Source organism: Streptomyces cynarae (assembly GCF_025642135.1).
GTDB lineage: Bacteria > Actinomycetota > Actinomycetes > Streptomycetales > Streptomycetaceae > Streptomyces > Streptomyces cynarae.
Genome location: NZ_CP106793.1, coordinates 7891889 through 7910167 on the forward strand (window position 1 = coordinate 7891889; position 18279 = coordinate 7910167).

At 72.2% G+C, this 18279-nt stretch carries 15 protein-coding genes and 2 pseudogenes; 7 read left to right on the forward strand and 10 right to left on the reverse strand.

Translation table 11 applies throughout. The features are described 5' to 3' along the window. Positions 1-204: 204 nt before the first annotated feature. The 3 genes from N8I84_RS35600 to qcrB all read left to right on the forward strand — a co-directional run bounded on the left by N8I84_RS35600 (position 205) and on the right by qcrB (position 3190). Positions 205-1224 (forward strand): iron-containing redox enzyme family protein, encoded by a 1020-nt coding sequence (locus tag N8I84_RS35600; RefSeq protein ID WP_263234990.1) that lies wholly within the window; start codon positions 205-207, stop codon positions 1222-1224. A gap of 92 nt (positions 1225-1316) precedes the next feature. After that, positions 1317-1505, forward strand: a complete 189-nt coding sequence (locus N8I84_RS35605) for a hypothetical protein (protein ID WP_263233572.1) — start codon at positions 1317-1319, stop codon at positions 1503-1505. Between the two features lie 146 nt (positions 1506-1651). Continuing rightward, entirely contained in the window at positions 1652-3190 is a 1539-nt protein-coding gene (gene qcrB / locus N8I84_RS35610) for a cytochrome bc1 complex cytochrome b subunit (RefSeq protein WP_390898983.1), read from the forward strand. Here the strand turns inward: qcrB and ctaF are convergent. Then, the gene (ctaF, locus tag N8I84_RS35615; RefSeq protein WP_263233573.1) at positions 3120-3509 is read right to left on the reverse strand and encodes a cytochrome c oxidase subunit 4; all 390 of its coding nucleotides are present in this window, start codon (positions 3507-3509) and stop codon (positions 3120-3122) included. The two genes, qcrB and ctaF, sit on opposite strands and share 71 nt — an antisense overlap. Further along, positions 3506-5179 (reverse strand): aa3-type cytochrome oxidase subunit I, encoded by a 1674-nt coding sequence (gene ctaD / locus N8I84_RS35620; protein WP_263233574.1) that lies wholly within the window; start codon positions 5177-5179, stop codon positions 3506-3508. The genes ctaF and ctaD overlap by 4 nt, the downstream gene beginning before the upstream one ends. A 230-nt stretch (positions 5180-5409) precedes the next feature. Here ctaD and N8I84_RS35625 point away from each other — a divergent pair, with 230 nt between their 5' ends. Next, positions 5410-5778: a DUF6479 family protein gene (locus N8I84_RS35625; protein ID WP_263233575.1), complete on the forward strand. Its 369-nt coding sequence runs from the start codon at positions 5410-5412 to the stop codon at positions 5776-5778. A gap of 147 nt (positions 5779-5925) precedes the next feature. After that, a complete protein-coding gene (locus N8I84_RS35630; protein ID WP_263233576.1) occupies positions 5926-6345 on the forward strand; it encodes a CBS domain-containing protein in 420 nt (139 codons plus the stop codon). Positions 6346-6428: 83 nt separating this feature from the next. Here N8I84_RS35630 and N8I84_RS35635 read toward each other — a convergent pair whose 3' ends face one another. Next, positions 6429-6833, reverse strand: coding sequence for a DUF5997 family protein (locus tag N8I84_RS35635; protein WP_263233577.1), 405 nt, complete (start codon positions 6831-6833; stop codon positions 6429-6431). A gap of 58 nt (positions 6834-6891) precedes the next feature. On the opposite strand from N8I84_RS35635, the pseudogene N8I84_RS35640 reads away from it, so the two are divergent. After that, positions 6892-7692, forward strand: a pseudogene (locus N8I84_RS35640) (LysR substrate-binding domain-containing protein); the annotation flags it as partial. A gap of 86 nt (positions 7693-7778) precedes the next feature. Here N8I84_RS35640 and N8I84_RS35645 read toward each other — a convergent pair. The 3 genes and pseudogenes from N8I84_RS35645 to N8I84_RS35655 all read right to left on the reverse strand — a co-directional run bounded on the left by N8I84_RS35645 (position 7779) and on the right by N8I84_RS35655 (position 12162). Next, a complete protein-coding gene (locus N8I84_RS35645; RefSeq protein WP_263233578.1) occupies positions 7779-10928 on the reverse strand; it encodes an acetyl-CoA carboxylase family protein in 3150 nt (1049 codons plus the stop codon). Between the two features lie 25 nt (positions 10929-10953). Continuing rightward, a pseudogene (locus N8I84_RS35650) lies at positions 10954-11642 on the reverse strand (HAD family hydrolase). Between the two features lie 43 nt (positions 11643-11685). Next, positions 11686-12162 carry an Lrp/AsnC family transcriptional regulator gene (locus tag N8I84_RS35655; RefSeq protein WP_263233579.1) on the reverse strand — a complete coding sequence of 159 codons (477 nt, stop codon included), beginning with the start codon at positions 12160-12162 and terminating at the stop codon, positions 11686-11688. 255 nt (positions 12163-12417) lie between these two features. Here N8I84_RS35655 and N8I84_RS35660 point away from each other — a divergent pair, with 255 nt between their 5' ends. Continuing rightward, positions 12418-13905 carry an FUSC family protein gene (locus tag N8I84_RS35660; protein ID WP_263234992.1) on the forward strand — a complete coding sequence of 496 codons (1488 nt, stop codon included), beginning with the start codon at positions 12418-12420 and terminating at the stop codon, positions 13903-13905. Between the two features lie 106 nt (positions 13906-14011). Here N8I84_RS35660 and N8I84_RS35665 read toward each other — a convergent pair whose 3' ends face one another. The 4 genes from N8I84_RS35665 to N8I84_RS35680 form a co-directional block, all read right to left on the reverse strand. Then, entirely contained in the window at positions 14012-14935 is a 924-nt protein-coding gene (locus N8I84_RS35665) for a sirohydrochlorin chelatase (RefSeq protein WP_263233580.1), read from the reverse strand. A gap of 168 nt (positions 14936-15103) precedes the next feature. Further along, entirely contained in the window at positions 15104-16072 is a 969-nt protein-coding gene (locus N8I84_RS35670) for an N-acetylglucosamine kinase (RefSeq protein WP_263234993.1), read from the reverse strand. 59 nt (positions 16073-16131) lie between these two features. Next, positions 16132-16809, reverse strand: a complete 678-nt coding sequence (locus N8I84_RS35675) for a uracil-DNA glycosylase (protein WP_200420174.1) — start codon at positions 16807-16809, stop codon at positions 16132-16134. A 113-nt stretch (positions 16810-16922) separates the two neighbouring features. Next, a complete protein-coding gene (locus tag N8I84_RS35680; RefSeq protein ID WP_263233581.1) occupies positions 16923-18008 on the reverse strand; it encodes a WD40/YVTN/BNR-like repeat-containing protein in 1086 nt (361 codons plus the stop codon). Between the last annotated feature and the right edge of the window lie 271 nt (positions 18009-18279).

Here is an 18279-nt window from a genome sequence, read left to right on the forward strand (position 1 = left end):
ACGGACGACCGGGAAACCCGGCCGAAGGAGATGCGGGACGACCGGGAAGCCGGGCGGAGGGAGATGCCGGGTGACCGGGAAGCCGGGCGGAGGGAGATGCCGGGTGACCGGGAAGCCGGGCGGAGGGAGATGCCGGAGGAGCCGCAAGGCGGGGTGCGGAAGGACTTCCGACGACCAGGACCGGGAACGGAAGGAGACGCGCGCGTGACGACCGGCCGACGTGAGCCACGCCAGTTCAGCCCGCCGCTGCCCCTGCCCAGGGGCCCCCTGTCGCACGGTGCGGTCAGCGCGCTGCGTGAGCGGGGCAGCCCGCTGTCGCTGGCCTCCCTCGCGGACAGCGACCCGTACGGCGAAGACCTCCAGCTGGCGTTGTACGTCCTGTACGAACTGCACTACCAGGGGTTCGACGGGGTCGATGACGACCATGAGTGGGACCCCGCCCTGCTCACCTTCCGCCGCGCCCTCGAGGACCGTTTCCTGGACGCTCTGCGTGCCGACGTCCCCGTCGACGCCGGCGCGCAGGAGGCCCTGGACGAACTCCAGGTCGAACCCGTCGGCGACGACGGCGGCAGCGTCACCCACTTCCTGCGGAACCAGGGCGAACTGCGCCACCTCAGGGAGTACGCGGCGCTGCGGTCGCTGTACCACCTCAAGGAGGCCGACCCGCATGCCTGGGTGATCCCCCGGCTGCACGGCAGGGCCAAGGCGGCCATGGTGGCCGTCGAGTTCGACGAGTTCGGGGCGGGACGGGCCGACGAGATCCACGCGGGCCTCTTCGCCGACCTGATGGAGGACCTGGGGCTCAACACGGCCTACGGGTACTACGTGGAGGCCGCGCCCGCGGAGATGCTCGCCACGGTCAACCTCATGTCCCTTCTCGGCCTGCACCGCAGCCTGCGCGGCGCGCTGACCGGCCATTTCGCGGCGGTCGAGGTCACCTCTTCCCCCGGCTCCCGCCGCCTTGCCGAGGCCATGCGCCGGGCGGGCGCGGGGGAGGCGGCCGCCCGCTTCTACGACGAGCACGTGGTGGCGGACGCCGTGCACGAACAGGTCGTACGTCATGACGTGATCGGCGGGCTGCTGGAGAGCGAGCCGGATCTGGAGGCGGACGTCGTGTTCGGGATCCGGGCCACCGGCTTCCTCGAGGACCGGCTCGGCGCGCTCCTCCTCAAGACGTGGCGCGGCGGGGACAGCGCCCTGCGCACGGGGGCACTGGCCGCCTGACGCGTCCGGCATCCCGCGGCGCGGACGGGGAACCCGCTCCGCGACAAGGACAGGGGCGCACAAGGAAACGGGCACATCGGGAAGGAGTCGTCATGACCGAACACCGAGATGAAGAAGAGTTCTACAAGCGTGACCGCCCGGCCCAACCGACGCTGGAGGAGGACCGGCCCCGCGGCGGGAAGGCCAAGGCGCCGGCGAAGAACCGCGGCTCCTGGAGCATGGTGGCGATCATCGTCGTGATCGTCCTGCTGATCGTCCTCGGCATCGCGCTCTTCCCCTGAGGACGGGCCGTGTGAAGGCAGGGGTGGCCGTCGGCGGCCCGAGGGCCGCGCAGGGCATGGAACGGTCGGTGAGAGGCGGGAGAAGGAGGCGTTTCCGTGAACCGGGACCGGTGCGAGGGGTCCGCCGACCACTCGGGGGAGGCACGGTGAAGGCGGAGCACCGGCCACCGCCCCCGTCCGCGGAATCCCAGGTCCGCCGTCCCGGGGAGCGGTTCGCCGACGCGGCGGACGGGCGGCTGCCCGTCCTGGACGGCGGCGGACGACTCCTGCGCAAGGCATTCCCCGAGCACTGGTCGTTCCTCCTCGGCGAGATCGCGCTCTACAGCCTGATCGTGCTGATCGTGACCGGCGTGTGGCTGACGCTCTTCTTCAAGCCGGCGATGCGCGAGGTCGTCTACCACGGGCCTTACGTGCCGCTGCGCGGGACGCTGGTGTCGGAGGCGTTCGACTCGACCCTGCACATCAGCTTCGAGGTGCGCGGTGGCCTGCTCATGCGGCAGATGCACCACTGGGCCGCGTTGGTGTTCGTCTCCGCGATCGGCCTGCATCTGCTGAGGATCTTCTTCACCGGCGCCTTCCGCAGGCCCCGGGAGATCAACTGGATCATCGGTGTCACGCTGTTCCTGATCGCCCTGGCCGAAGGCTTCGCGGGCTACTCGCTCCCTGACGACCTGCTCTCCGGCACGGGACTGCGCATCGCCCAGGGCATCATGTTGTCCCTTCCGGTCGTGGGGACCTACGTCAGCATGTTCGTGTTCGGGTCCCAGTACCCCGGCGAGGACATCGTGTCGCGCCTGTACCCCGTGCACGTTCTGCTGCTGCCCGGAGCACTGCTCGCCCTGGTCACCGTGCACCTGATCCTGGTCTTCCACCTGAAGCACACCCAGTGGCGCGGCCCGCGCGCGACCAACCGGAACGTCATCGGCAAGCCGCTCTTCCCGCAGTTCGCCGCGTCCTCCATCGGCCTGTCCCTCATGGTCTTCGGCGTCATCGCGATGCTCGGCTCAGTCGCCCAGATCAACCCGGTGTGGACCTACGGCCCCTACCGGCCGGACCAGGCGTCGACCGGCTCGCAGCCCGACTGGTACGTCGGCTTCCTGGAGGGATCGCTGCGGCTCATGCCGCGCTGGGAGACGACCGTCGCCGGCCACACGATCATGTGGAACGTGCTGCTGCCGGGGGTCGTCCTGCCGTTGCTGCTCTTCGCCGTCCTGTACGCCTACCCGTTCGCCGAGCAGCGGCTGACGGGGGAGCGGCACCGGGAACAGCACCTGTGCGACCGGCCGCGGGAACGCCCGGTGCGTACCGGGCTCGGCGTCGCCGGGATCACCTTCTACGGCGTCCTGCTACTGGCCGGCGGCAACGACATCGTGGCCGACACCTTCCAGATCTCGCTGAACTCTCTGACCTGGACCCTGCGCATCGCCCTCGTGGCGGCGCCCGTGGCAGCCTTCCTGCTCACCCGCCGACTGTGCCACGCCCTGCTGGAGGCGGAGCAGAAGCGCCTGGCTGAAGGCGAGGAGACCGGGGAGGTGCGGCAGACCGTGGAGGGCGGCTACCAGAGCGGCCACGAGCCGGTGACCGACTTCCGGCCGGGAGCGCCGAGGAAGCCGCTCAGCTCCCTCGAGCCGCGTACTGGAACACCATCCCGAGAACACCCCGGGCCAGCACCCCGAGGCCGATGAGGAGCAGCCACAGCCCGAAGACCACACCGGTCGCGGCGAGGGCGAAGCCGAGCGCCGTGACCACGGGCCACGGGCTGCCGGCCGGGAAGAACTCCAGCGGACCGGCCGCGTCCATCACCTCGGCGTCCTTGCGGTCCTGCGGGCGACGCCCCTTGCGCCGGTACTGCACGGCGCAGAAGAAGGCGACCAGGGCCGCCATCCCGAAGGCGATGCCCAGGCACGCGGTACCCGCCGGATCCCTCGACCAGGCACCGTAGAGGACGGCGGAGCCCGCGAAGAACACGGCGACGCCGCCGAAGAGCACGGCCTCGGTCTTCATCGCGCTCCCTCCTCCAGGGACTGCCGCAGGGCCTGGGGATGGTGCAGTTCGAAGGCGGGCGAGTCGGACCGCACCCGGGGCAGGGCCACGAAGTTGTGGCGCGGCGGCGGGCAGGACGTCGCCCACTCCAGCGAGCGGCCGTAACCCCAGGGGTCGTCTTCGGTGACCCGTTGGCCGTACCGCGCGGTGTGCCAGACGTTGTACAGGAACGGCAGCGTGGAGACGCCCAGCAGGAACGCGCCCGCGGACGAGAGTGTGTTCAGCAGGGTGAAGCCGTCGGCCGGCAGGTAGTCGGCGTAGCGGCGGGGCATGCCCTCCGTGCCCAGCCAGTGCTGTACCAGGAAGGTGAGCTGGAAGGCGGGGAACAGCAGCCAGAAGTGCAGTTTGCCGAGGCGCTCGTCCAGCATCTTCCCGGTGAACTTCGGCCACCAGAAGTAGAAGCCCGCGAACATCGCGAACACCACGGTGCCGAAGAGGACGTAGTGCAGGTGCGCAACGACGAAGTACGAGTCGGTGACATGGAAGTCGATCGGCGGCGACGCGAGGAGCACACCGCTCAGGCCACCCAGCAGGAACGTCACCAGGAAGCCGAGCGACCACAGCATCGGTGTCTCGAACGACAGCGATCCTCGGTGCATCGTGCCGATCCACGCGAAGAACTTGATCCCCGTCGGGACCGCGATCAGGAACGACATCAGGGAGAAGAACGGCAGCAGCACGGCACCCGTGGTGAACATGTGGTGCGCCCACACCACCGCGGAGAGCATGGTGATCGCGGTCGTCGCGCCGATCATCGGCAGATAACCGAACAGCGGCTTGCGCGAGAACACCGGGAGGATCTCCGAGATCACCCCGAAGAACGGCAACGCGACGATGTACACCTCCGGGTGCCCGAAGAACCAGAACAGGTGCTGCCACAGGATGGCGCCGCCGTTCGTCGCGTCGAAGACGTGTGCCCCGAACTTGCGGTCGGCCTCCAGCGCCAGCAGCGCGGCCGTGAGCACGGGGAATGCGGGCAGCACCAGGATCGACGTGAACAGGACGTTCCAGGTGAAGATCGGCATCCGGAACATCGTCATGCCCGGGGCCCGCAGACACATGATCGTGGCGATGAAGTTGACCGCGCCGAGTGTCGTCGACACACCCGTCACCACCAGGCCCATCGTCCACAGATCGCCGCCGGCGCCGGGCGTGCGGTAAGCACTGTTCAGCGGAGCGTAGGCGAACCAGCCGAACGAGGCGGCCCCGGAGGGCGTCAGGAACCCGGACACCACCATCAGGCCGCCGAACAGGTACATCCAGTACGACAGGGCGTTCAGGCGCGGGAACGCCACGTCCGGGGCACCGATCTGCAGCGGCATCACCGCGTTGGCGAATCCGGCGAATATGGGCGTCGCGAAGAGCAGCATCATCACCGTGCCGTGCACCGTGAAGAGCTGGTTGTAGAAGTCCTCGGACATGAACTGCAGGCCGGGACGGGCCAGCTCGGCCCGCATCGCCATCGCCAGCAGACCGGCGAGGAGGAAGAAGCAGAACGCGGTGACCATGTACAGACGACCGATCACCTTGTGGTCGGTCGTCGTCATCCAGTTCAGCACCGTGCGGCCGAGAGGGGAGGAGGCGGTGGCCTTCCGCCGGAGGTCCCCGGTGTATTCCGACAGTTCTGTCATCGTCCTCCTCCACGCGCCGTCGCCCGCGGTGTCACACCCGGCGCACGGGCCGGACGGCACGCGGGCGCATCGCGGGTGCCCCGGTTCTGCCCGGGAAAACCGGTCGGGAGGAGGAAGAGACCACCGCCGCGCGGCCCGCGCTTGAAGCCGGTCCGTCGCCCCGGTTCCGCCGCCGTCGCAGGCGCCCGCGAGCGGAGGGTTCATTTCCGGCATCGGGGTACCCGGAGAAAATGCTGACGATCTCTCTTCAACTAGCCGCTTCCGATGCCGCCTGGGGCGTGCTCGGCGCCTTCGTCGGCGGTCTCCTCATCGCGGGAGCCCTGGTGTGGGCCGTCCGGCTCGGCATCAGGGTGCGACGCCGGGAACCGTCGCCGCCGCGTCCCTCCGACCAGCCGACCCGGCCGACCTCCGGACCCGTCATGGAGTCCCGGGAGGTCAGGGAGCCGAACGAGGTTCCGCGTGCGCAGGACGAGAGCGAGCGTCTCACCCCGCACGAGGTCCAGGCCTCGGGCACCCGGCGCAGCGGGCAGCAGAAACGCCCGCGCTGGAACTCCGGCTCCAGTGGTTCCTTCGGCAGCGGGGGCTCCGGCGCCACCTGACCGGAGGTGGCCCGTCCCGGCGGACCGCGCCGCAGCCGTGCAGGACCGCGCCCACCGGGTACTCGGCGCCTGAGCGGCGGGGACCGGAACCGCCGTCCCGGGGAAGCCCTGGGGAGACCTGGGAGACCTGTGGAGAAGGGACACGTCATGGCCCAGCATGTACGCGACATCATGACCGCCGAGCCCGTCAAGGTCGAACCGCAGACCTCGCTGGCGACGGTGGCGCAGATCATGCGCGATCGGGACATCGGAGCCGTCCTCGTCACCGAGGAGGACCATCTGCGTGGACTGGTCACCGACCGCGACCTCGTGGTGCGCGCGCTCGCGGAGGGAGCCGACCCGCAGGAGACGACGGTGGCCCGCGCGTGCAGTGAAGAGCTGGTCACCCTGACCCCCGACGAGGACCTGGACCGTGCGGTTCAGGTGATGCGCGAGCACCACATCCGCCGTGTCCCCGTCGTCGAGGGCGGAGAGCCGGTGGGGATCATCTCCCTCGGCGACCTGGCCGTGGAGCGCCAGCCGGAGTCGGCGCTCGGCGACATCAGCGCGGCGGAGCCCAACGTCTAGGACACCATGTGCGGGAGGATCCGGGGCCGGGCATCAGCCCGGCCCCGCTGCCGCGTGTACGGCCGACGCGGTGCTCGGCGGCGTCAGGGGCGCGGACGCCCCGACTGTTCGGCGCGCTCGGCGTCCCGCTTCTTGATGCGCGCGGCCTCCTTGCGGACCTCGGCCTGGGTGGCGCGCTCCTTCTCCAGCCACTCGGGACGGTCCTTCTTCAGCGCCTTGATCTGCTCCGTGGTGAGCGCCTCGGTGACTCCGCCGCGTGCGAGGCCGGCGATGGAGACGCCCAGCTTCGCCGCGACCACCGGGCGCGGGTGCGGGCCGTTGCGTCGCAGCTCCCGCAGCCACTCGGGCGGGTTGGCCTGGAGCTCGTTCAGCTCGGCCCGGGAGACGGCACCCTCCTGGAACTCGGCGGGGGTGGCGGGGAGGTACACACCCAGCTTCTTGGCCGCGGTGGCGGGCTTCATCGTCTGGGTGGTCTGCTGCGACTTCATGCTGTCCAGACTATCGGCCGGATTCGGGCCCTTTGACCACGCCCGGTAACCTGGCGGGGTGACAGGCACGGATGCACCCCCCTCGTTCCGGCTCGTGTACGTCCCCGGGGCGACGCCCGCCAAATGGGCGCGGATCTGGAACGAGCGCCTGCCCGATGTACCGCTCACCCTGCTTCAGGTGCCGGCGGCCGAAGCGCCCGAGATGCTGGGCGGCGGCGAGGCGGACGCGGGGCTCGTACGGCTGCCGGTGGATCGCACGGTGTTCAGCGCGATCCCCCTTTACACCGAGACCACGGTGGTCGTCGTCCCCAAGGACCACGTGGTGGCAGCCGTCGACGAGGTGTCCTGCGACGATCTCGCCGACGAGGTCGTCCTCCACCCCCTCGACGACGTCCTGGGCTGGGAGCGACCGCCGGGCGAGCCCGCCTTCGAACGTCCTGCCACCACCGAGGACGCCGTCGAACTCGTGGCGGCGGGCGTGGGTCTGCTCGTCGTGCCCCAGTCGCTGGCGCGGCTGTACCACCGCCGCGACCTCACCTACCGCCCGGTCGTGGACGCGCCCCAGTCGAGCGTCGCCCTGTCCTGGCCCGAGGACGCGACCACCGACCTGGTGGAGGACTTCATCGGGATCGTGCGCGGACGGACGGTCAACAGCACTCGGGGCCGCACCTCCGTCCAGCCTCCCGCCGAACCGAAGCGTCAGGGCACCGACGCGGCAGGGGCCCGGCGCAAGCCCGCCCCGGGGAAGTCGACCGGCCGCAGTCCCCGCAGCGGCTCCGGCGGCCCCAAGGCCGCGCGGCGCGGCAGCCCCGCCGGCGGTCGTGACCGGGGCCGGACAGGGGCGATGAACGACAGGACCCGGCGCGGAAGGATCGTGCCCGGCGTCCTGGGTCGACGGCTCGCAGCCTCGCCGCAGCAGCCCTCCGGACCCGCCGCCACACCCGCTCACCAGGTGTCGACGAACCCCCGCCCGCGCGCGTCGCGGGGCCCCTCCCAACCGTCCAGGGCCGCCAGCACCCAGCGCCGTGAGTCGGCCGGATCGATCACCGCGTCGATGTCAAGGGCCGCCGCCGCATTGACCGCCTTGCCCTGCTCGTACAGCTCGGCGACCCGTTCCTCGAACGCGCGGGCCCGCTCCTCGGGGTCCGGGATCGCCGCCAGCTCCCTGCGGTAGCCGAGGCGGACCGCGCCCTCCAGTCCCATGCCGCCGAACTCGCCCGTGGGCCAGGCGGCGCAGGCGAGCGGCGCGCGGGTGGAGCCGCCCATCATCGCCATCGCGCCCAGCCCGTACGCCTTCCTGAGCACCAAACTCACCAGCGGCACCCGCAGGTTCGCGCCCGTCACGAACATGCGTGCGAAGTGCCGTACCGTCGCGGTCCGTTCTGCGTCCGGTCCCACCATGAAACCGGGCGTGTCGCACAGCGAGAGGATCGGCAGCCCGAAGGCGTCGCACAGCTGGAGGAAGCGCGCCGTCTTGTCCGCGGCGTCCCGGTCGAGGGCTCCGCCCAGGTGTCCCGGATTGTTCGCGATCAGACCCATCGGGCGGCCCTCGATCCGCATCAGAGACGTCACCACACCCGCGCCGAAGGCCCGCCGCAGCTCCAGCACCGACCCCGTGTCGGCCAGCGCGTCGATCACCGTGCGCACCTCGTAGGCCCGCCTGCGGTTCTCCGGAACGGCGTGCCGCAGCAGTCGCTGGTCCGGGGCCTCCCAGGCGGTCCGCGTTCCTCGGAAGTACGACAGGTAGCGGCGCGCGACCTCGACCGCCTCCACCTCGTCGGCGGCCGCCACGTCCACCACCCCGTTCGGTGCCTGGACCGACAGCGGCCCCACCTCCTCGGGGCGGAACACGCCGAGCCCGCCGCCCTCGATCATCGCCGGGCCGGCCATGCCGATCGTGGCCTCCGGCGTGGCGATCACCATGTCGCAGCAGCCGAGGAGGGCCGCATTGCCCGCGAAACAGCGCCCCGAGGCGATGCCGACCAGGGGGACGAGACCGCTGAGACGGCCCATCTGGTGGAACGTGGTCAGCTCCAGGCCCGAGACGGAGACTCCGTCCGTGTCACCGGGGCGGCCCCCGCCGCCTTCCGCGAACAGCACCACCGGCAGTCGCCGCTCCTCGGCGATCTGCAGCATCCGGTCGGTCTTGCGATGGTTCTGCAGCCCTTGCGTGCCCGCGAGGACCGTGTAGTCGTACGACATGACGACGCACGGCTCGCCGTTCACGCGCCCGGTGCCGGTGACCATGCCGTCCGCCGGAGTCGCCCGGATCAGGTCCTCCAGCGAGCGCCGGCGCCGCTGCGCCGCGACCGTGAGCGCACCGAACTCGGTGAACGACCCCTCGTCGCACAGGTCCTCGATGTTCTCGCGCGCCGTACGCCGGCCGGAGGCGTGCCGCTTGGCGACGGCCTCCGGGCGGTGCTCGTCCAGGCCGAAGGCATGCCGCCGCACCACCTCCGCGAGATCGGGCCGCTCGGCGTCCAGGTCCACCGCCGGGACTCCGCCGTCCTGGTGCGGATCGTCGTCGGTGACGTCGAGCTCCACCAGGGCCCGTCCCTCGGCCACCGTGTCCCCCACGCGCGCGTGCACTGCGCGGACCACCCCGGAGCCCGGTGCGCGGACGACGTGCTCCATCTTCATCGCCTCCAGCACCAGCACCTGCTGCCCGGAGCACACGGCGTCACCCGGCGCGACCTCGACCGAGAGCACCGTGCCGCTCAGCGGTGCCCCTAAAGTGCCGTCCGCCGACCCGGCCGCCACGCCCGATTCCTCGGGCAGCAGTTCCAGCAGGTGCTGCTCGACGAATCCCGTGTGCGCCCAGAACCCGGGTTGAGCGAGGACCGCCCGCAGCAGCGGGACAGAAGTCCGAACCCCCTCGATGGCGAACTCACCCAGCGCGCGGCGGGCCCGGGCGCAGGCGGCCTGCCAGCCGCCGTACGAAACGTGTGCCACCACCTTGGCGAGCAGTGCGTCGTAGCGCACGCCGACCTCGGCGCCCGCGCGGACCGCCGTGTCGACCCTGATCCCCGGGCCCGTCGGCACGTCGAAGCGCGTCAGCCGTCCGGACGACGGGCGCACCGTGCCGTCCGCCTCCGCCACCTCGGCGTTGACCCGCGCCTGCACGGCGAAACCGCGCGGCGGATCGGGCGGTCCCGCCAGTCCAAGCGACGCCAGCGACTCGCCCGCCGCCAGGCGCAGTTGTACGGCCACCAGATCGACGCCCGTCACCTCCTCGGTGACCGTGTGCTCCACCTGGAGCCGTGGATTGGCCTCGATGAAGTGGAACTCCTCGCCCCGCACCAGGAATTCGAACGTGCCGAGCCCGGTGTAGAGCGCGGCGCGCGCCAGCCGTAGGGCGGTCGACACGAGTGCGGTCCGTACGCTGTCCGGGAGTTCGGGCGCGGGCGCGATCTCGACGAGCTTCTGGTGCCGGCGCTGGGCGCTGCAGTCCCGCTCCCACAGATGCGTGAGAGCGCCGTGCGCGTCGCCGAGGATCTGCACCTCGATGTGCCGGGCACCCTCCAGCAGCCGCTCGGCGTACACCGTGTCGAGCCCGAAGCCCTGCCGAACCTCGGAGCGGCAGCGCTCCCACGCCCCGGCCAGCTCATCGGCCGTCCGCACCACCCGCATACCGCGCCCGCCGCCCCCGCCGACCGCCTTGATCATCAACGGGCCGTCGCGGAGGAGCTCCCGGGCCTCCTGCAGGGTCGTTCCCCCTCCGGGCAGGACGGGGACACCCAGCTCCGAGGCGAAGGCACGCGCGCGTGCCTTGTCGCCGAAGAGGGCCAGGGCGTCGGGGGAGGGGCCGACGAACGTGACCTGCCCGGCGGCGCAGCGTCGGGCGAACTCCGCGTCCTCGCTGAGGAATCCGTATCCCGGGTGCAGGAACGCGCAGCCGGTCGAACGTGCGGCGGTCAGCAGCGCCTCCGCGTCCCGGTAGTCCGGGACCGGTACGCTCTCGTCGGCGTACCGGACGTGCGCGTCGTCGCCGTCCGCGTACACCGCGACCGTCCGCAGGCCCAGTTCGGCGGCGGCGCGCAGCACCCGGACGGCGATCTCCCCGCGGTTGGCGACGAGTACGGCCTCGGAACCCATGAATCCCTCCCCGGTCGCAAGAAGGCTACGAGGACGCCGAGCCCAGCAGCCAGTCGTAGGCCGTCCGGGCAGTGAACTCCGCCTGCCCGCCGCGCAACAGCAACCCCGCCGTGGCGAACGCCGGGTCGTCCGCCTGAGCGGCGACGTACGGGACCGCGATGCACCGCATCCCGGCCGCGTGAGCGGCGACGACTCCCGGTGCCGCGTCCTCCACGACCACGCAGTCGGCGGGCGACGTGCCGAGGCGGCGCGCGGCTTCGAGGAAGACGTCCGGGGCGGCTTGCCGTGCGCGACCTCGTCGGCCGAGACGGCCGTGCCGAGCCATGCGCGCAGGCCCGTGCCCGCCAGGACCGCCTCGATGGCCTCATGCGAGGAGCCCGAGGCGACGGCCATCGGCACGCCCGCGCCGGCCGGCATCTCCACGAACTTCCGCATCTCCGGGTAGACCGGGGTGGCGGCGCGGGCGAGCGCCAGATAGCGCCGGTCCTTCTCCGCGAGCAGCTCGTCGAGCGGGGATGTGAGGCCGTAGCGCTCCTGCCAGTGGACCACCGTCTCCCGTGTGCTGACGCCGACGTACCGCTCGTGGTCCGTCCAGGTGTAGGTGACGCCCTGCCCGGCGAGGAGCTGTCGGCCCGCCTCGAAGTAGTTGGGCTCGCTGTCCACGAGGGTCCCGTCGAGATCGAGGACGACAGCGGTGGCGCCGAGGGTGCTCATGGGCTCCAGCATGCCAAGGGGCGGCCTGTGCCCCGCCCGGGCGTCAGTGCGCCGCCGCGCGGCCGATCGACTCCACCAACGGCAGCAGCCGGTGCGGTACGCGTTCGCGCAGTGCCACCTCCGTGCGGGTGCGGACCACCCCGGGCAAGCTGATGAGCGTCTGGATGACGTCCTCCAGGTGTGCGTTGTCGCGTGCGACCACCCGGGTCAGCAGGTCGCCGCCACCGGTGATGGAGAACGCCTCCACGATCTCGGGCACAGCCGCGAGCGCGTCGCCCACCTCGTCCAGATGCCCCTGCGTGACCTCGATGTGCACGAAGGCCAGCACGGGGTGCCCGAGCGCGGCGGGCGACAGGGACGGCCCCGTGCCGGTGATCACCCCGTCGCGCTCCAGACGGTCTAGGCGGGCCTGGAGAGTGCCCCGCGCGATGCCCAGGATGCGCGCGTACTCGCGCACGCTGGTGCGCGGCTGTTCGAGCAGCAGCCGCAGGATGCGGGTGTCGAGTCCGTCCACGGCCATGGTCCGTTGGCCTCCCGGTGGTATCAGTGGATCTTCTTCGACTGTACCAATGGATCAGTGAACAGCACGCCGGTTGAGCCACTGCGGCTCTGATGCTTTCCTTAGGGGTATCAATGGCGCCGCGCAGCGCAGGACCGGTGACGAGGCCGGAATCCGTGCCCGCGGCGCCATTCCCATGTCCTGGCGTCGCGATGACATGAGAAGTGGGGCGGACGGACGACGGTGACTCACCCGGTGCTGAAGAAGTTGAAGAAGATGTTCACGGCTCCGGATCCGGGGCTGTTCCGGCTGCGCGTGTCGTTGCGCGCGGTGCTCGGCATCGGCCTCGCCGTGACCGCGTGCGCGGCGGCCGGGCTGCCGCTGCCGGCCTCGGTCACCGGCGGGCTCGCCGCGCTGCTGGCACTGTTCACGGTCGCCGACCCGACCGTGCGCGGCCAGGCGGTCACCACCGCGCTGCTGCCCGCCGTCGGCCTTCCGGTCCTCACGGTCGCGACCGCCCTGCACGATGTGCCGGCGGTGCGGGACGCGGTCTGGCTCACGGTCGTCCTCGCCGGTGTCTACGCCCGTCGCTGGGGGCCGCGCGGGCATGCACTCGGCATCTTCGCCTTCATGACCTTCTTCGTCGCGCAGTTCCTGCACGCCGTCCCGGGGCAGCTTCCGGAGCTGTACGCGGCCGTGGTGCTCTCGCTCGCCACCGCCTCGGCGGTGCGCTTCGGGGTGTGGTGCGTCGAACGCCGTACGCCGCTGCCCGCCGCGCCCGCACCGCTCGGCGGCCGCGGCCTCGCCCGGCCCGCCACCCGCCAGGCCTTCCAGGCGACCGCCGCTTGCGCCTTCGCCATCGCGGCCGGCCAGGTGCTGTCCCACGAGCGTTGGTACTGGGCCGTCGGCACCGCCTGGTGGATCTTCGTGAACACCGCCTCGCGCGGCGAGACGCTGGTGCGCGGCTTCCGGCGGGTCGTCGGCACGGTCACCGGCATCGTCGCCGGGCTGCTGGTCGCGGTGCCGCTGCACGGCTCCCCGGCGCCCACCGCCGCGCTCGTCGCCGTCTGCGTCTTCGGCATCTTCTACACGGCGGCCCCGTCCTACAGCTGGATGATGTTCTTCGTCACCGTGATGGCGGGCCTGCTCTACGGCCTCCTCGGCGTGCTGCACCCGGGGCTGCTCGCCCTGCGCCTCGCGGAGACGGGCGTCGGGGCCCTGGGGGCGGCCCTCGCCGTCGTGCTCGTCCTGCCGATCACCACGCACGCGGTCACCGACCAGTGGGTGCGCCGAGCCGTGTACGCGGTGCACGCCTGCACCGCCGCGGCGGCACGGCGGCTCGCGGGCGACCCGGAGGCGGACCCCGCGTCGCGCGCGGCGGAGCTCGAGGCGTTGCTGGGGCGCGTCCGACAGGCGCTCGCGCCGTTGGTGCATCCGCTGAACCCGCTGCGTGCGCGCAAGGCGCGGGCCCGCCAGGTGCTGGCGCTGCTCGACGAGTGCGCCCGTCGAACGCGTGGCCTCGTCGCCGTCGCCGCCGACCCGGACGCCTCGCACGACGCCCGGCTCACGGACGCGTGCCGGCGCGTCGAGACCGCGGTGGAGGCGCTGCTCGGAGCGGTCCCCGAACGCGCCCTGACGTCCCCCGCGGGCGTCCCGGGCCACCACCCCGGCGCCGAGCAGGCTCTCGGCCACCTCCACGGACTGGAACGGGCCCTGATCGCCCTGGCCGTTCCGCTGCGCGCTTCGTCCCCGGTCCGGGTCTGACGCCGGTCACCCCGCAGCGGGGTCGGCGGCAGGCTCGCCCCTGACACGGCCGAGGGCCCGCTCCTGGGGGAGCGGGCCCTCGGCCGTACGGGTGTGTCCGGCGGGGTCAGCGGACCGGCGTCCCCTGCGGCTGCTGCGGGGCGATGCCCAACGCCGTCGTGTACTTGGCGAGCGCCAGCTTGCCGATCGCCGGGTACGGGCCGAGCGCCTCGGCGGCGGGGCAGCCCGCCTCCTCGGCGGCCGCCTTCAGCAGCCCCGGCTCGAGCTCCGGGCCGATCAGGTACGGCGCGAGCGCCAGTTGCTGCGAGCCCGAGGAACGCAGCTGCTCGGCCACGGAGGTGATCGAACCCTCCTGGTCCAGCGCCGCCGCCATCACCGGGACGGCGAGTCGCGCGGCCAGCAGCATGCCCGTGATCCCGGCCGCCTGCACGGCCTCGTCGCCGCCGACGGAGGCGAGGATGATGCCGTCCGCGGCCGTCGCGACCGTGAACAGGCGGGCGCGGTCGGCACGGGCCAGACCGGCCTCGGACAGGCGCACGTGCAGGGCCTCGGCGAGCAGCGGGTGCGGGCCGAGGGCATCGGTCAGGTCGGCCGCGATCCGGCTGTCCATGACGGCCTGGCGGACCCGGCGCAGCAGCGCGCTGTCAGGCCCGGCCAGCAGCGGCACCACCACGGCGACGGGGCCGTCGGGCTCCTTGACGTCCAGGCCCGCGGCGACCGCCTGCTCGTAGCGCGCGGTGCGCTCCTCGGCGGTGTGCGTGAGCACGGACTTCAGCGCGGGGAACTCCGAGTCGTCCCCGTCCAGGTAGCCGATGCGCGCGTCCAGGCCGGGCAGCTCGGAACGCGCGATGCTCACGACCTCCTCGGCGAGGCTGCGCGTGGCGGCGCTGGGCGTGCCCGGCACCGCGAGGACGAGCGCGGGCGCGCCCTCGGGAGCCACCAGGGGTTCCGGGCGGCGGTGCCGCCCGGGCTGGCGGGGTCGCGGCATTCGTACAGGCAGGCCGGATGCCGGCCCAGTGGGGGAGCTCATGGCGCCGCATGCTACTGGCTTTGTGGGCTCCCCTGTTCGGGGAGGGTGCAGGTGAGCGGTATCCGTCCGGTTTTGTCTGATGAGTTACGTGCGGATGAGAAGTGATCGATACGGTGTGACTTATCCGCCGCGTACGAGGAGGTAACTCCCCTCTCCCGGCAAGAGGAATCACTCGCTCTTTTCGGTCACGACATGCAACAGGTGTTCGTCGTCGGGGAGTGTGAGTGAATCGTTCGCGAGTGCGAGCGCGATGCGTACGGCGCCGTACAGGGGGTCGCCCTGAGCGGGGACCAGGCGTGCCTGCGGCACCTGGCGCGCCAACTCGCGCCGCAGCGGTACGAGAAGGGGTTCGCCCACCCGGAACAGGCCCCCGGTGAGAGCGACGTAGGGCTCGCCCGAGGCGGGGCACACGGCGGCCGCCGACTCGGCCATGTGCCGGGCGGCCGCTCCCAGGATGCCGTCGGCGAGCGGGTCGTCCGCGGCACAGGCGGCCACTTCGGGAGCGAACGAGGCCAGCACCGCCGCCCGGTCGGGGCGCGGGTACACCTTGCCGGGCAGGCCGGTGGCCGGGCCGAACATCGCCTCGGCCCGCGCCAGCAGACGCTCAGAACCGCCGGGCCGCCCGTCATGCGCGCGGAGCGCCGCCTCCAGCCCGGCCCGCCCGATCCACGCGCCGCCGCCGCAGTCGCCCAGCAGATGACCCCAGCCGTCCGCCCGGTGCCAGCTCGTCATATCCGTGCCGAGCGCGATCAGGCCGGTGCCGGCCGCCACCACCGCGCCGGGACGTGCGCCGAGTGCGCCCGCGTAGGCGGTGACGGCGTCCGCGACCAGCGCCACCCTGCGTACACCGAGCTCACGGGCCAGCGCGCCGGGAAGCCGGGCGCGCAGGTCGTCGCCCAGCGTGGCCAGACCTGCCGTCCCGACCGCGACCGCCCGCACTTCGACACCACCGGCGTCCGCCAGCAACCGCCGTGCGATCGGCAGGAGTTGTTCCAGCAGATGCCCGGCATCGATCCCCCGGGCACCGGTGCGCACCGCCTCCCGGGAGGTGCGTGGGGTCGTCGCCGCCGAGGCCGGTCCGCCTCGCGGGGCGAGGGCGATCCGCAGGCCGGAGCCTCCGGAGTCCACGGCGAGCACGGCTTCCGGCACCGTGCCGGGTACGTCCGCCGACGGAACGGGCCCCTGCCCGGCGGGTGTCACGGCAGACGCCAGTCCACCGGCTGCCCACCCTGCCGGATCAGCAGGTCGTTGGCCCGGCTGAACGGCCGCGAGCCGAAGAAGCCCCGGTCCGCCGACATCGGGGACGGGTGCGCGGACTCGATCGCCGGGAGATCACCCAGCAGCGGGCGCAGATTGCGCGCGTCGCGGCCCCACAGGATGGACACCAGCGGCTTGCCGCGCCCGGCCAGCGCCCGGATCGCCTGCTCGGTGACCTCCTCCCAACCCTTGCCGCGGTGGGCCGCAGGACGGCGCGGGGCCGTGGTGAGCGCCCTGTTGAGCAACAACACGCCCTGCCCGGTCCACGGGGTGAGGTCGCCGTTGGACGGCTGGGGCAGCCCCAGGTCGGCGTTCAGCTCCCGGAAGATGTTGATCAGGCTGCCGGGCAGCGGCCGCACGTCCGGAGCGACGGAGAACGACAACCCGACAGCGTGGCCCGGTGTCGGATAGGGGTCCTGGCCGACGATCAGGACGCGGACTTCGTCGAAGGGCTGCTGGAAGGCCCGCAGGACGTTCGGGCCCGCCGGGAGGTAGGTGCGCCCCGCGGCGATCTCCGCGCGCAGGAAGTCTCCCATCGCGGCGATCCGTTCGGCCACCGGCTCCAGGGCCTTCGCCCAGCCTGCTTCGACGATTTCATGCAACGGTCGTGGTGCCACGGGCGTCACCCTACTGCCGCGCGCGCATCGGCGATCAACCGGTGACCCATGGGTGACCGGGAATGATCGCGCGGCGGGCGAACAGGGCCCTCAACCGGCGCATTGATGTCGGATCAGGCGATCACCGCCGCCCGTACGCACAGCACGTCCGGCAGATGGGAGGCGAGCTGCTGCCAGCTGTCACCGTCGTCCGCCGACGCGTAGACCTCGCCGTTGCGGTTGCCGAAGTAGACGCCCGCCGGGTCCGCGTCGTCCGTGCACAGGGCGTCCCGCAGGACCGTGCCGTAGTGGTCCTCGGCCGGCAGCCCCGCCATGAGCGCCTCCCAGCTCTTGCCCGCGTCCGCCGTCCGGAACACGCGGCATCGGTGCCCGGCCGGGACACGGTCCGCGTCCGCGTTGATCGGGAAGACGTACGCCGTGTCCCCGCGGTGCGGATGGGCGGCCACGGCGAACCCGAACGTCGACGGCAGACCCTCGCCGATGTCCGTCCAGTGGGCGCCCGCGTCGTCGCTTCTGTACACCCCCCAGTGGTTCTGCAGATAGAACCGGTCCAAAGCCGCCGCGTCCTGGGCGATCTTGTGCACGCACTGGCCGAACTCGGGGTTCGGATCGGGCAGGAACACCGCGGACACCCCGGAGTTGGACGGCTCCCAGCTCGCGCCGCCGTCCCGGGTGCGGAAGACGCCGGCCGTCGACACGGCGACCGTCACGGCCTTCGGGTCCCGTCTGTCGGTGACCACGGTGTGCAGGCCCTCGCCGCCTCCGCCCGGCACCCACCTGTCGCGCGTCGGGTGCTCCCACAGGGGGCGCACCAGCTCGAAGCTCTCGCCGCGGTCCTCGGAGCGGTACAGCGCGGCCGGTTCCGTGCCCGCGTACACCACGTCCGGCTCCGCCGCGGCCGGGTGCAGCTGCCAGACGCGCTCCAGCGAAGCGCCGGTGTCCTTGGGGAACTTGACGGCGGCCCGCGCGGGTTCCGTCCAGGTGCGGCCCAGGTCGTCGGAGTGGAAGACCGAGGGCCCCCAGTGCGCGCTGTCGCCCCCGACCAGCAGGCGCGGGGTGGCGCCGCGGGTGTCGATCGCCACCGAGTAGACGGCCTGTGCGTTGAAGTAGGGGCTTTCGTCGAACTCCCAGGCGCCGCCTCGGCGCCGCGCGATGAACAGTCCTTTGCGTGTGCCCACGGTGAGCAGTACGTCGGCCATGCCGGCCACCTCCGAAACGCCGTTGTTCCAGACATGGGCCAGTCTGCACCCCGGCACTGACAGTCACCCCCGTCGACCGAGTCACCGCAGGTCAGCGCCGTGTTTCCGGAGAGCGGAGAGGGAGCGCGCCGGGCCACAGGGAAGCCTTGGGGGCTTTGCGCGGGGGCCGTGAACCCGAGGCCGGCTGACGTCGGGTGAGCAGCGGCGGTCCCGCTCGCGTATGGGAGGGCGGTCGGGGGGTGTCCGTGCATGCGTGAGGAGGATGCCATCG

Bases quoted from the DNA above. Each gene is read 5' to 3' on its own strand.
- N8I84_RS35605 (WP_263233572.1), top strand. From the start codon at position 1,317: ATGACCGAACACCGAGATGAAGAAGAGTTCTACAAGCGTGACCGCCCG.
- ctaF (WP_263233573.1), bottom strand. From the start codon at position 3,509: ATGAAGACCGAGGCCGTGCTCTTCGGCGGCGTCGCCGTGTTCTTCGCG.
- ctaD (WP_263233574.1), bottom strand. From the start codon at position 5,179: ATGACAGAACTGTCGGAATACACCGGGGACCTCCGGCGGAAGGCCACC.
- N8I84_RS35625 (WP_263233575.1), top strand. From the start codon at position 5,410: ATGCTGACGATCTCTCTTCAACTAGCCGCTTCCGATGCCGCCTGGGGC.
- N8I84_RS35630 (WP_263233576.1), top strand. From the start codon at position 5,926: ATGGCCCAGCATGTACGCGACATCATGACCGCCGAGCCCGTCAAGGTC.
- N8I84_RS35635 (WP_263233577.1), bottom strand. From the start codon at position 6,833: ATGAAGTCGCAGCAGACCACCCAGACGATGAAGCCCGCCACCGCGGCC.
- N8I84_RS35645 (WP_263233578.1), bottom strand. From the start codon at position 10,928: ATGGGTTCCGAGGCCGTACTCGTCGCCAACCGCGGGGAGATCGCCGTC.
- N8I84_RS35655 (WP_263233579.1), bottom strand. From the start codon at position 12,162: ATGGCCGTGGACGGACTCGACACCCGCATCCTGCGGCTGCTGCTCGAA.
- N8I84_RS35660 (WP_263234992.1), top strand. From the start codon at position 12,418: ATGTTCACGGCTCCGGATCCGGGGCTGTTCCGGCTGCGCGTGTCGTTG.
- N8I84_RS35665 (WP_263233580.1), bottom strand. From the start codon at position 14,935: ATGAGCTCCCCCACTGGGCCGGCATCCGGCCTGCCTGTACGAATGCCG.
- N8I84_RS35680 (WP_263233581.1), bottom strand. From the start codon at position 18,008: ATGGCCGACGTACTGCTCACCGTGGGCACACGCAAAGGACTGTTCATC.